This window comes from Bacillus sp. JAS24-2, assembly GCF_008274905.1.
Classification (GTDB): domain Bacteria; phylum Bacillota; class Bacilli; order Bacillales; family Bacillaceae_G; genus Bacillus_A; species Bacillus_A cereus.
Window position 1 is genome coordinate 5,189,757 of the sequence record NZ_CP031068.1, and the last position, 13,714, is coordinate 5,203,470.

Genomic DNA, 13,714 nt, shown 5'->3' on the forward strand with positions numbered 1-13,714 from the left:
AAAAAACTATCCACCTATTAAAGTGGATAGTTTTTTATTTACTTAATTGCTTCATGAACTTTTAGTTGTTTCCCTTTAATCGTTGTAGTCTTCATGACTTTCAAGACAAGTGGTCCTTTTCCATTTAATATTTCAACGTAAGAAACATTATCTTGTATCGTAATAATACCTATATCTTCTGCTGTAACACCTTTAATTTTAGCAATTGTACCGACGAAATCTACCGCCCTAATTTTCTTTTTCTTCCCGCCATTAAAGTACAGCTTCATAATGCCTTTGTTGATATCTGTATTTTTATCTTTCTTTATAATTGGTTTAGCATGTATCTTTTCTTCAAATGCAGCTTTCTCTTTCATAACTTCTTCTTTTGAAGGTCCAATTGCCTTTGGAATTTCAAATCCAATATACTCCTCAATCTCTTCTAAAAATCTATTTTCATATGGTGTTATAAATGTAATAGCTTTTCCACTATTTCCAGCTCGTCCCGTTCTTCCAGTACGATGTACGTAGCTTTCTTTTTCAAGTGGAATATCATAATTAATAACATGTGTAATATTATCAATATCAATTCCTCTCGCAGCTACATCTGTTGCTACTAAATAACGGAATTTTCCTTTTCTAAAATCATCCATGACTTCAAAACGATCTTCTTGTACCATACCACCATGTATTTTGTCACAAGGATAGTTAGCTCGTTTTAATTGTCTATATACATGATCTACATTTTCTTGTGTACGACAGAAAATAATACAGCTATCAGGATTCTCAATCGTTGTTACATCTTTAAGTAGTGAAAGCTTCTCGTCTTCTATCACCTCAAAAAGAGTATGTTCAATTTTATCCGTCGTAATCCCAGCTGCTTTAATTTCAATATGAATTGGTGAATTCATATATGTACGAGACAATTTCTCAACATCTTCTGGAAGTGTTGCTGAAAATAACATCGTCATTCTTTTTGTAGGTAATTCATCAATAATTGCCTCCACTTGATCGATAAAGCCCATATTTAGCATCTCATCTGCTTCATCAATAACTAAATACTTCAAACACTCTAAAGAAAGGGTACCCTTCTCAATATGATCCAACACACGACCAGGAGTACCAACTACAATATGTGTCTTTTGCTTTAATTCTAATTTTTGACGTGCAAATGGAGATTTCCCATAAACTGCCGCAGCCTTAATCCTTTTGAATCGACCTATATTTGTAATATCTTCTTTTACCTGTACCGCAAGCTCTCTCGTTGGTGTTAAAACTAATGCTTGTGGTTTATTCTCTTCCCACTCCACCATTTCACAAAGTGGAATACCAAATGAAGCTGTTTTTCCACTTCCAGTCTGGGACTTCACAACAAGATCCTTCTTTTCTAATGCAACTGGAATAACCTCACCTTGTACTTCTGTTGGATGATTATATCCTAACCCAGTAAGTGCCCTTACGATTTCCGTACTTAGTTTATAATCAGAAAAACTTTTTTTACTCATATATTAACCTCATTTTATTTTGTATTATTTTCTTTTTTATCTTTTGTATACATTACTATCACCCTACTTATTATACTTGAAACCTCACATAAAAAGGTGGATCATGCCAGATTCATCTTTTTATATAGAAATAAACCTTATCATTTCATATAATGTTCAACTACTTGATAACATCTTTTGCTCGTATTGTTAGCATTAACCTTTTCATAGTATCCTACATCCACTCAAAAAAGATAAAAAGAATACATACAACCTTGTATAATTATCTTAATTTTTCAACCCTTCTCATAAACGAACAATACAAATGAAAAAACGTTTTAAATTCGTTTTTAACGTTCTTTTTCAGATATAAAATCTACTTTTTCAAAAAACGTTAAGAAATCCTTTGACTTCTTAATAAAAATAATGTAAATTATCCTATGGACGAACATTTTTGATTAATAAAAATAAAATATTCGTATTTTAGGGGTGTAAATGATGGAAAACGTATTCGACTATGAAGATATTCAATTAATTCCTGCAAAATGTATTGTAAATAGCCGCTCTGAATGTGATACAACTGTCACTTTAGGAAAACATAAATTTAAATTACCTGTCGTACCTGCAAATATGCAAACGATTATTGATGAAAGAATTGCAACTTATTTAGCTGAGAACAACTACTTTTATATCATGCATCGTTTCCAACCAGAGAAACGAATCTCATTCATTAGAGATATGCAATCACGTGGATTAATCGCTTCTATCAGCGTTGGTGTAAAAGAGGACGAATATGAATTCGTACAACAATTAGCTGCTGAGCAACTGACACCTGAATATATCACGATTGATATCGCACACGGTCATTCTAATGCTGTGATCAACATGATTCAACATATTAAAAAACATTTACCAGAGAGCTTCGTTATCGCTGGAAACGTTGGAACTCCAGAAGCGGTAAGAGAATTAGAAAATGCTGGTGCCGATGCAACAAAAGTTGGTATTGGACCTGGTAAAGTTTGTATTACTAAAATTAAAACAGGCTTCGGAACTGGTGGTTGGCAGCTAGCTGCACTTCGCTGGTGTGCAAAAGCTGCAAGTAAGCCAATTATCGCTGATGGTGGTATTCGTACACACGGCGACGTAGCTAAATCTATACGATTTGGGGCAACTATGGTCATGATCGGTTCTCTATTCGCTGGTCACGAAGAGTCTCCAGGGGAAACAATTGAAAGAGATGGCAAACTTTATAAAGAATACTTCGGTTCTGCTTCTGAATTCCAAAAGGGTGAGAAGAAAAACGTTGAAGGTAAGAAAATGTTCGTTGAGCATAAAGGTTCTTTAGAAGATACGTTAATCGAAATGGAACAAGATCTTCAATCTTCTATCTCTTACGCTGGTGGAACAAAATTAGATGCTATTCGTACTGTAGATTATGTTGTCGTGAAAAACTCGATTTTCAATGGTGACAAAGTATATTAATTCTTAAATTAACTTGAAGGACAAGCATTTTCATGCTTGTCCTTCTTTTTTGTATATAAAAATGAAAAATATTTTAATTTAACCGAATTTTCTATTATTATATTTTTAGATAGTCTTAATAAGGAGGATATACGACTTGAAAAATGTAATAGAAAATCGTCTTAATTGCGCAGAGGTACCTGCTGAACTAACATGGGATTTATCCGATTTGTATAATTCTGATGCCGAATAGCATACTGCATTAAACGCATTGGAAAATGATATACAGAAACTTGATTCATTTAAAGGACATTTACATACTAGCTCCCACACTTTATTAAATTGCCTACTTTTAGAAGAAGAACTTTTAATGACGTTAACAAAACTGTACTCATATGCAAATTTAAAAGAATCTACTGATCGTACAAAGCCAAGTATTCAAGCGAACTCTTCCAAAATTTCTGCTTTATGGACGAAAGTACATACTGCACTATCCTTTATTCATAATGAAATCCTCATATTCGGCGAAGGAACAATTGAAAAATATTTAACTGAAGAAACAAAACTTGAACCTTTCCGTAAATCGTTACTAGAAATACTACAAAAAAGGCAGCACACACTGCATCCACTGCAGTAGCTCAAATGATTAAAGAGGAAGGACAACCTGCTATTGATCGCTGGTGGTACAATGAAACATGCCGGAGTAGATATGTCAAAACCAGACGCAATCCGTAAAGCTGTTTCTTACGTTGGTTCATTAATTGATAAATTAGAGCATTCTTATCAAGTATAAAAAATAAGCCCTCGCTTTATGAGGGCTTATTTCATATTTACTTCCCAAACCGTTTGCGATATCCACATTTCCTGCAAAGTTCTTCAACCGCAACTCTTTTCGAAAATCCATCGACAATGTTTGTTGCTCTTTCACCTTCGATAATGTTAGAAAATGAATCATTATTAATATTCCCAAGGTTAATAATCCCTTCACCATCTAAACAACAAGGAATAACTGTTCCATTCGCTAAAATACCCGCTTGATTACGAAGTCCATGACAGAATCCTTTCCCATCATCCTCTTCTTCATGTAATGCTGGCCACTGGAATTCATAGTCTTGATTAATAAAGACACGTTCTGCAATTTTTATACCTTTTCCTGGTGTAAGCTTCTCTTCAATTTGATAAGATAGATCAAATTCATTTTCAATTATAGATAATAACTCTCTATTTTTCTGGATTTCAGCATTCGTTTTATTATCCTGAGTTAAATTCCATAACCTTAACGATACAATTAAATCTGATTGACTTGTCGCTTCCCTAATGAAGGAAAGTATACTCCTTACATAGCCCTCTTTATCTTGCGAACCTGGATGTCCATCAAAACTATGCAGTGAAAAATTCATTTGTCTTAACGCAGGCTTATTTAACAGCCTATGTCTTCTCTTATTAATTAACGTTCCGTTCGTTGTAATATTAACTTTAAACCCTTTTTCATGACTTAAGTCTAATAGTTGATCTATTTTCGGGTGGAGCAACGGCTCACCCTTCACGTGCAAATAAATGTAGTCTGTGTGAGGTTTAATTTGGTCTAATCTTTTAGCAAAATCCTCCACAGAAATGAATTGCTTCTGCCTTTCCGTCGGCGGACAAAAGCTACACGCAAGATTACATACACTCGTAATCTCCAAGTAAAACTTCTTAAACTTCTTCACCTTTAATTCCTCACTTCTCTAACTACTTATACTTTTTCCTCTTCATATTACAGCATATTTTTATGGAAATAGAAACATACTTATTTTAGGAAATCTACATACCATCTAATAATATTTAAAAGACCATCGGTAATTTTTGTCCAATGGTCTTTTTATCCTTTTATATGCAAAGAATAAATTTATTTATGATACGGTTCATCGTAACTATTCTAAATAAGGTTATTTTTTATTATTTTCATAATTAAATTTAACAAAAAAGGTAGTGCCTTCCGATCCTGTTTGAATTTCTATTTTTGCATTATGGCGGGCAGCAATGGCATAACATACACCTAACCCCAATCCAGTTCCATTATCTTTGGTCGTGTAAAACGGCGTACCCAGTTTCTCTAATACTTCAGGCCTGATACCTTTTCCTTGATCCCGCACTGCAAGCACCACACAATTTTGACCTTCCTTGTAAGTGCTAATGGTTAGAGCTTTCCCTGTATTCATCGCTTCTAAGCCATTACGATATAGATTCATTAATAATTGCCGTATTTCATTACGATTTAAAAGTAATTCTGGAATGTCATTTGTATCGACTTGAATATATTTATTTTGATTGTACGTATCAATCTTTATTAAAGGAATAATATCGCGGATAATTGAATTTAAATCTAACATCTGCAAATCCGATTTCCTTGTATTACCCATTGAGAGAAATTCAGTAATAATAGAATTGGCACGGTTAAGTTCTTCAATCATTAAATGAAAGTACTTATTATGTTTCTCATAGGTATTCTCTTCTTTTAATAACTGTAAAAATCCTAGTACTGTTGTCATTGGATTTCTAATTTCATGGCTGATACCTGCTGCCATTTGCCCTATTAAATCTATGTTGGATAATCTTTTCAATTCCTGTTCATATTTCTTTTTTTCCGTTATGTTTTTAAAAATACAACAAATACCATCATCATACGGGTATGCAATAACTTCGTGCCAATATTCATCTGCAGTAGAAAGAAATTCGAAATGAACTGTAGTTCGCTCTGACATCGCACGATGAAATTCCTTATACATAACTGTGTCGATTTCACTCGGGAAAACATCCCATATATTCTTTCCTAATACATCTTTTGCTGTTTTTCTTTGCGGAAAATATTGGTGCTTATTTACGTACGTAAATTCCCATTTATTATTTAAAATAAAAAATCCATCCGTAATACATTCAATCACACTTGTAACTTTTTCATTAGCAGCAGCTAGCTCTCTCGTTCGCTCTTCCACTATGCTTTCTAGTTGATCCATATATGACAAATTCGAAAACGTAGGGGCTGTGGCATCAACGATAGATTTTGCTAGTTGAAGTTGAGAATGATCATAATTGTGAGCTTTTCCTTCTTTGCCAACGACGATTACCCCTAATACTTCTCCAATTGAAACCAATGGAATCATCAATAGACCCTTACTATCTATATTTTTTGTTTGAATAACTTCTTGAATCTTGGCTTCATAGCTTTTCTCTGTCCAATCCGCTTCTGTCCAATGACAGCCCTTACTTAATTTCGTTGTTTTAATTGTTGTTTTATCTAGCGGATCTAGAAGATGAGCAGTCATATTTTTACTCTCTAAAATCTGTTCTAGGTAAAAAAAGCATTTATCAAAACTCTCCTGTATCGAGGAACACATTGATAAATCACGTGTAACATTTAGTAACAGCTGCTTCTCAGCAATAAGGTTTTCCTTTTGTTTTAAATTATTTGTGTTTTGAATTGCAACCGCAGCCATATTTACATAAGCTTCAACACTTTGAATTTCTGAATCTGTTAAGTTCATCGGAATTCCATAATCAAATAAAAAAACTAGACCAAATAACTCTTGCCCAAATGAGATAGGCAAAGCTAATAAGGACTTAATTTTGAATGCATTAACCGGTCTCGGATCTGGTCGATGATCCTTTGAGGTATCAGGAATATAGATGGTTTTTTTCGTTTCAATAACCTCTTTTGCCAGTAAGTCTATTTCAGGATCAATTACTTGAGTATCGAGCGTTACGCCATTTATAGTCTCTGGTTTTCCTGCAAACCCTCTAAATGTTCCATCTTCCTGGGGTAAATAAATTCCAACAGCATCGCACCTAACAATTTCCTCTGATATCGCCATTGTCACACGCTGTAATACGTCACGTAGTTCTAATTTCGTATTTATTATTTTTGTTATATTTGCGAGTCTAGAATATCTCGTCTGATCACTTACCATTCACATAGCCTCCAATTATAGGCATAATAAAATAAATATGATAATATCAGTGTTTTACATAGAATACATTACTTATGATACGGTTCTCCACGATTAATCCGAAACGCTCTATACACTTGCTCAAGCAACACTAATCGCATTAATTGGTGTGGTAATGTCATCTTTGAAAAAGAAAGTGATTCATTTGAACGCTTCATCACTCCTGAGCTTAGTCCAAGTGATCCACCAATTACAAATGCGACTTTACTCTTTCCGTATGTAGCAAGGCGATCTAGACTTACCGCAAATTCTTCTGATGACTTTTGCTTTCCTTCTATAGCTAATGCAATCACATGCGTGTCATCAGAAATTTTATCGAGTATACGTATACCTTCTTTTTCCTTTACAATTAACATTTCTGCTTCACTTAAATTTTCTGGCGCCTTTTCATCAGGTAATTCAATTACTTCTACTTTTGCGTATGCAGATAATCGTTTTAAGTATTCTGCTATACCTTGTTTCAAATATTTTTCTTTTAATTTCCCAATTGAAATAATCGAGATATTCACACGTATCCTCCACCTTACAAACATGTTATCCACAAAACTTATCCACATATCCACAAATACTACCCACATATTGTGTGAGAATCTGTGTTCGATACAACATATGTCGCCTCATTTTGACAAAATTCACATGTTTTTTTCTCTTTTCCCGAGTTATCCACATTGTTGATAACTGGTGCAACTTCACACTCATCCACAATAATATCTAACGCTAATTCAACATGTTCTAAACAACAAGGTAAATTCATTTTCTACACCTCACTTTTCTACAATAGAAAACAGGAGGTAGGCCCTCCTGTTTTTAATACTTTTGAATGCCTAATTTCACTGTTGTTGTTACTCTTTTTGTACCACGATAAAACGTAAGGGTCATTTTATCATTAATTTCCTTATCATATAAGGCCGTACGGAATCCAATAATATCGCGAATCGGTTTTCCATCTACTGCCACAATAACATCATGTTCTCTTAAACCAGCATCCGCACCTGGCGAAGGACTTTTCACATCCAAAATACAAACGCCCTCTGTTACAGTACCTGGTAAATGTAATGTTTTTGACCAATAATAGTTTGGGATTTCATTTAATGACCTAAGTTCAATCCCAACATACGGTCTTCTTACTTTTCCATACTTCTCAAGTTCATTCATAATCGGAACAGCTCTAGTCACCGGAATAGCAAGGCCGATTCCTTCTACTTCTTTTGCAGCAATTTTCATTGAATTAATACCAATTAATTGTCCTGCTGCATTTACAAGCGCACCACCACTATTCCCCGGATTAATCGCTGCATCTGTTTGTAACACTTCTACTTGCCAATCATAATGTCCATCTTGATCTAAATCTACAGGGACAATACGTTCATTAGCTGAAATAATACCTTGTGTAACTGTTCCAGAAAATTGCAGTCCAAGTGGGTTTCCAATCGCAATAACTGGTTCTCCTCTGCGAACAGTATTAGAATCGCCAATTTCAATTATTTTTTTCACATGCTTTGCATCTATTTCTAATACAGCTAAATCTGTGACTACATCGGTTCCTAATACTTTTCCAGGAACCTTCTTACCATCACTTAGACTTACTTCAATACGATTCGCTCCAGCTACAACATGATTATTCGTTACAATATAAGCTTGACCATCTGTCTTTTTATAAATTACTCCTGATCCTGTACCGGCCTCTGAATCTGCCTCTGAAAAATTATCTCGTTGAATGTTAATAACACCCACAACAGCTTCAGATGCACGATCAACAGCATCTACAAAGCTAATCTGTTTAATCCCTTGAGCTTCAGCCATATTACTTTCGCTTGCTTCAGCTTGCGGAAGCGTATCAGCAGAATTCGAAAATAAAGGCGCTCCAAACGCAAATAAAGAAGCTCCTACAATTGTTCCCGCTATACTCGAAAGAACTATACCTTTGTGCTTCTTTTTTCCTGCACGTTTCATACGATAACTTTCTTCATCAATAAAGGACATATTTGTTCACCTATCTTCCTGAAAACAACTATATTCACCTTTATTGTTTACTAAAATGAAGAATTATACGTATTGAATTTTTGTAGGCATTTTTGGATCTGTATCGTGAATTTCAAAGGATTCACCCACTCCAAATCCTTTTTCCTCTAGTACTTGTGATACTGACATACGCGCTAGTTCTTTCATGTTATTATCTAAGCTTAAATGGGCTAAATAAATATGCTTTGTCTCATCTGTAATTACATCTGCCATCGCTAATGCAGCATCCTCATTACAAACATGCCCAACGTCACTTAAAATACGTCGTTTAATGCTCCATGGATAACGTCCCATACGAAGCATTTCTACATCATGATTACTTTCAAATACAAAAGCATTAGCTCCCTTAATAACGCCCTTCATACGGTCACTTACGTATCCCGTATCTGTAATAAGCGCTAATTTCCTATTATTGTTATGGAAAGCATAAAACATCGGTTCTGCCGCATCATGAGAAACTCCAAATGACTCGACTTCAATATCACCAAATGTTTTCACATCACCAACTGAGAAAATAAACTTTTGTTCAGTTGGGATATTTCCTATTAAATGTTCCATTGCATTCCATGTTTTCTCATTCGCATAAACAGGTAAATCATATTTACGTGCCAATACACCTAATCCTTTAATATGATCACTATGCTCATGCGTTACAAGAATACCTGATACATCATTTATATTTAGTTCTGCTTGTTTAAATAAAGCCTCTGTTGCTTTACCACTTAAACCTGCGTCGACTAGTAATTTTTTTTCATCGGTTCCTACGTATAGCATATTTCCTGTACTTCCACTTGCAAGTACGCTAAAATGCAACCCCATTCTTTCTCACTCCAGTATGTTCATCAACCACTTGATTTTCCTTTTCTCCTAATTCCATAACTTGTCCTTCAATTGCATTCACAAAGAAGTCCTGCTTCTGCTCCGTTTTTAAATTCCACGTTGGAGCAAGTACTTGGTTATTAGAAGTAGATGCGGTAAGAGTGGCATAACCAATTTGCGCTTCTTTAACATGCGTATTTCCATGAATTTTATTTTTTAAATACAAATTTTCTAAAGCTGTTTGAGCCGTAATAATTTCTTGCTCTTTCGTTTTTTCACCTTCGCCCATTTCTTTTAAATCAGTTAGCATTGTCTGCGTATATGAAACAAGTTCATTTTTTTCATTTAATTCCACAACAATCATCGCCTGATTATTATAGAAAATAGGCTTATCTTTATATTTTTGGAAGAAATAAATTTTAGAGTCTTTCACCGCTCCAAATTCATACTTTTGTCCATCCAATACATAGTTCTTCAAAAATTCATTATACTTATCTTTTGATAATGATTTCGTATTTAAAAAAGGCTCTTTTAGCTTACTTTCTATCTTGTACATATTTTGTATATGCACCGTTTGATTTTTCAAAGACTGTATATCTTCTTCTTTAAAGGCTTTATTTTCCGCTCTAATAAATGACTCTTTTTTCGGTTCTTTAGGGATATTTCCCATCGTAATTTTATTTGCTTTTAATTCTTGATCTATCTTTGTTTCTGCAATAAGCTCCAATTGATTACTATCTTGCTTTTGAATGAATTGGAAAATGAGAAAGAGGTCCAAAACAAAAAAGGTCACAATAAATATGGTTTTAATCCGATCCCAATCCATTTAGTCCTCCCTCACTCCACTCATAGATTTTCTGTTTACCTGTTTCATCTTCAACAAGCTTTACATACCAAATTGGTTGTAGTCGAACCACTTGCCCATCTAGTGATAACTTGTATCCAATGCCAATATCCTTAATTAATTGTTTCTTTATCTCTGGATTATTTTCTAGGGATGCTATTACAACATGCCCTGACGGAAGAGTAACCTTCTGTTCTATACCTTTAGTATTTAAAGACAGCAACGGTCTTTCATATTCCATTACTTCTTCTGATCCCCATACTTGTCTTAATTCCGCTAATCCATCTGCATTGAATACTGGATATCCATCTTCATTTAAGCGAAATACTGTCTCTCCTTTATTCATATAGTCCAAACGATATGAATCCAAACTCCCACTGTGACCACTTACAAATTCAAAGCTTTTTTGTAAAAGCATTAAATTATCTATCGTTTTCTCAGTTAAAACAGAAGAGTTTTTATACTTTAGCATGTGACGATCGTTTTCAATTTCCATGGATCTAATACCATCTGTAAATGTTTCTTTCGACATCTCGGTAATCGGACTTAAATAACGAGGATCACTAAACAGAGTATTCTTAAACGTATCAACTGCTAAATTAGATGAAATATATGTTATATTGCTTAACTCTGTCGTTCCATCTGGTAAAAATAATTTTTTCATATCATTAAGTTGATAATCAAAATAAGGTTTTGCTGATACTATAAATTGATTTTGGGCATTTACAATATCTTTTAAATACAAGCCACTTAATTTTGCCTCGTATATTTTAAAGTTATCACCATCAGAAACAAAGTTAATTTTAATTTCTTGATCCTTACTTCTAGAAGGATCAAGGAGAATACGATTAAAATGTTTAGGCTTATCTGTACTTTTCTCTTTCATGTTGAACATGGATTTAACTGCATCAAATGGGATATCGGTAGGGAAAACAAGTTCAACTTTCCCTTCACCATGCACATATGAAAGGAAATCCCCCTTAGTGATTGATATCTCTCTAAAACCATGTAGTTCCCCTACTTCTAGAGGCTTATAGATTGATTCTATATCTGCCTCTCTTCTGCTCCCATAATGATTTTTATCTTTATGCACGATGATAGAAGTAGGACGGACAACATCGGAAATTTTAGTTTGGTTCATTCCTTCATTCCCCTGTACAAATTTCGCGTTTTGCATGGATGTAGAATCTGGCACATACGTCCATAGATTAAAAGTAAGAAATAGGCTAATTACAACTAGGTTAATTAAAACTATTGTTTTAAAGTTTTCCATACTCATTCCCAATCGTCCTCTTCATCTGCTGCCATTGGTAACGTGAAATAAATAGTTGTCCCTTTTCCTTCTTCACTCTTCGCCCAAATAGAGCCACCATGTGCCTCAATCATTTCTTTTGCAATTGCTAATCCAAGTCCCGTACCACCCATTTGTCTTGAACGAGCTTTATCTACGCGATAAAAACGTTCAAAGATTTTATCAACGTTTTCTTTTGGAATACCCATTCCTTGGTCACTTACACTAATTTCTAATAAATCACCGCGATCACGTAAACGATATGTTACTGTTCCACCTTCTGGCGAATACTTTAATGCGTTAGAAATAATGTTATACAGCACTTGAGTAATTTTGTCAGTATCCATATCAATAAATCTAGATTTCTTAGAGAAAGATCGTTTGAAACTTACATTTTGCTCTTTAGACATTTCAAAGCGATCAATAATATTATTAAAGAAATCAGTAAAGTCGACCCATTCTTTCATTAAACGATGCTCTGTACTATCCAGTTTAGATAGCTGTAACAACGCATTTACAAGTCTAATCATTCTTTCTGTTTCTTCTTGTGTAACCGTTAAAAATTGTGGTGCAATATTTGGATCCTGCCATGCTCCATCTGTAAGTGCCTCTAAATAACTGCGCATCGTCGTTAATGGCGTCCTTAATTCATGAGAGACATTTGCCACAAACTCACGGCGTTCCCGTTCTATACGTTCCTGCTCTGTTACATCATATAGTACAGCAATTAAGCCGTTTGCCTTCCCTGTTTCTTTTTGAATAACAGAGAAACTAGCACGTAAAATATATGGTTCGTTTCTCGTACTAAAATCTAATAAAACAGAATCTGGCTCTTCATATAAATGATCGAGCGTAAATTCTTCCTGTATCCCTAATACCTCTAAAACAGATTGATCGAGCGCTGTTTCACGAGAAACATTTAACATCTTTTCCGCAGGGTCATTTAGTAAAATAATATCCCCTTTTCGATCAGTAGCAATTACTCCATCTGTCATATGTGATAAAACAGATGATAATTTACGCCTTTCACTTTCTGTAGAAGAACGAGCTTGTTGTAATTTTTTCGATAAATTATTGAAGGATAATGCCAGTTGTCCAATTTCATCATGGCTATGCACTTTTACTTTTCTGGAATAATTTCCTTTTGCCATTTCGATTGCTTGTCTCCGCATATCTGAAATTGGTCTTGTAATTGTTTGAGCCAATAAAATCCCAAGTACGGCCGTTACTAATAAAGCAATTACTGTTCCCGTAGCAAAAATTTGATTTATATCCTTCATTTGTTTATATACATCTTCCATAGATGCCACAATGTAAATAACACCAAGCGCATCCTTACCGTTATCATCTAGAATCGGAGTAAGCATAACTTGAACACGATGACCTGTACTACCATCCTTCTCAATTTTCACTTCCGGCTTTTTTTGTACTAATACTCGCTGAACAGCTATATCAGTTGATGTTCGATTCACCTTATTCTGCTTTGATTCATCTGAAATAGCCAGTAACTTTCTGTGCGAATCAAATACGCTTACCTCTTGTATAACTTTCTTCTGATCAGAGGCAAATTTTCGAATTGAAGTTTTAATCGTTTCATCTGTTGACTCTGTTTCTGCTTTTGTATAACTTTTTTTAAACTCTTGCTTCAAATTATATGATAATAAGTTTGTTTGCTGCGTTAAAGAATCCCTAAAACCTTGTACTAAGCTCTTCTCTAATTCCCTTACGAAATATACTCCAATAACTTGCATCGCTATTAATATTAATAGCATATATATAAGCACAAATTTTAAATGAATAGATTGAAAAAAACCAACTTTCTTCATAT

12 protein-coding genes and 1 pseudogene are annotated in these 13,714 nt (G+C 34.3%); 3 read left to right on the top strand and 10 right to left on the bottom strand.

Translation table 11 applies throughout. The annotated features are described in order from the left end of the window. Positions 1-38: 38 nt before the first annotated feature. Entirely contained in the window at positions 39-1,484 is a 1,446-nt protein-coding gene (locus tag DN407_RS26925; protein WP_149216736.1) for a DEAD/DEAH box helicase, read from the bottom strand. 477 nt (positions 1,485-1,961) lie between these two features. Between DN407_RS26925 and guaC the strand changes: the two genes are divergently transcribed. The 3 genes and pseudogenes from guaC to DN407_RS26940 all read left to right on the top strand — a co-directional run bounded on the left by guaC (position 1,962) and on the right by DN407_RS26940 (position 3,717). Then, the gene (guaC, locus tag DN407_RS26930; protein WP_000432447.1) at positions 1,962-2,945 is read left to right on the top strand and encodes a GMP reductase; all 984 of its coding nucleotides are present in this window, start codon (positions 1,962-1,964) and stop codon (positions 2,943-2,945) included. A gap of 136 nt (positions 2,946-3,081) precedes the next feature. Next, positions 3,082-3,552, top strand: a pseudogene (locus DN407_RS26935) (oligoendopeptidase F); the annotation flags it as partial. A 60-nt stretch (positions 3,553-3,612) separates the two neighbouring features. Continuing rightward, on the top strand, positions 3,613-3,717 hold the full coding sequence (locus tag DN407_RS26940; RefSeq protein WP_009327392.1) for an oligoendopeptidase F: 105 nt from the start codon (positions 3,613-3,615) through the stop codon (positions 3,715-3,717). A 37-nt stretch (positions 3,718-3,754) separates the two neighbouring features. On the opposite strand, the gene DN407_RS26945 is transcribed toward DN407_RS26940, so the two are convergent. The 9 genes from DN407_RS26945 to walK form a co-directional block, all read right to left on the bottom strand. Further along, positions 3,755-4,633 (bottom strand): radical SAM/SPASM domain-containing protein, encoded by an 879-nt coding sequence (locus tag DN407_RS26945; protein WP_000713633.1) that lies wholly within the window; start codon positions 4,631-4,633, stop codon positions 3,755-3,757. A 219-nt stretch (positions 4,634-4,852) separates the two neighbouring features. Beyond that, positions 4,853-6,871: a GAF domain-containing sensor histidine kinase gene (locus DN407_RS26950; RefSeq protein WP_065702724.1), complete on the bottom strand. Its 2,019-nt coding sequence runs from the start codon at positions 6,869-6,871 to the stop codon at positions 4,853-4,855. Positions 6,872-6,939: 68 nt separating this feature from the next. Next, positions 6,940-7,419: a 23S rRNA (pseudouridine(1915)-N(3))-methyltransferase RlmH gene (rlmH, locus tag DN407_RS26955; protein WP_065702722.1), complete on the bottom strand. Its 480-nt coding sequence runs from the start codon at positions 7,417-7,419 to the stop codon at positions 6,940-6,942. 59 nt (positions 7,420-7,478) lie between these two features. Beyond that, positions 7,479-7,664: a CxxH/CxxC protein gene (locus tag DN407_RS26960; protein WP_001052831.1), complete on the bottom strand. Its 186-nt coding sequence runs from the start codon at positions 7,662-7,664 to the stop codon at positions 7,479-7,481. 53 nt (positions 7,665-7,717) lie between these two features. Beyond that, positions 7,718-8,893 carry a S1C family serine protease gene (locus DN407_RS26965; protein WP_149216737.1) on the bottom strand — a complete coding sequence of 392 codons (1,176 nt, stop codon included), beginning with the start codon at positions 8,891-8,893 and terminating at the stop codon, positions 7,718-7,720. Positions 8,894-8,956: 63 nt separating this feature from the next. Continuing rightward, entirely contained in the window at positions 8,957-9,751 is a 795-nt protein-coding gene (locus DN407_RS26970) for an MBL fold metallo-hydrolase (protein WP_000522837.1), read from the bottom strand. Then, the gene (locus DN407_RS26975) at positions 9,735-10,577 is read right to left on the bottom strand and encodes a two-component system regulatory protein YycI (protein ID WP_000383740.1); all 843 of its coding nucleotides are present in this window, start codon (positions 10,575-10,577) and stop codon (positions 9,735-9,737) included. The genes DN407_RS26970 and DN407_RS26975 overlap by 17 nt, the downstream gene beginning before the upstream one ends. Further along, entirely contained in the window at positions 10,558-11,874 is a 1,317-nt protein-coding gene (locus DN407_RS26980) for a YycH family regulatory protein (protein ID WP_016111063.1), read from the bottom strand. Before DN407_RS26980 ends, DN407_RS26975 begins: the two co-directional genes overlap by 20 nt. Next, positions 11,871-13,712, bottom strand: coding sequence for a cell wall metabolism sensor histidine kinase WalK (walK, locus tag DN407_RS26985; RefSeq protein ID WP_000755367.1), 1,842 nt, complete (start codon positions 13,710-13,712; stop codon positions 11,871-11,873). Before walK ends, DN407_RS26980 begins: the two co-directional genes overlap by 4 nt. Positions 13,713-13,714 lie beyond the last annotated feature (2 nt).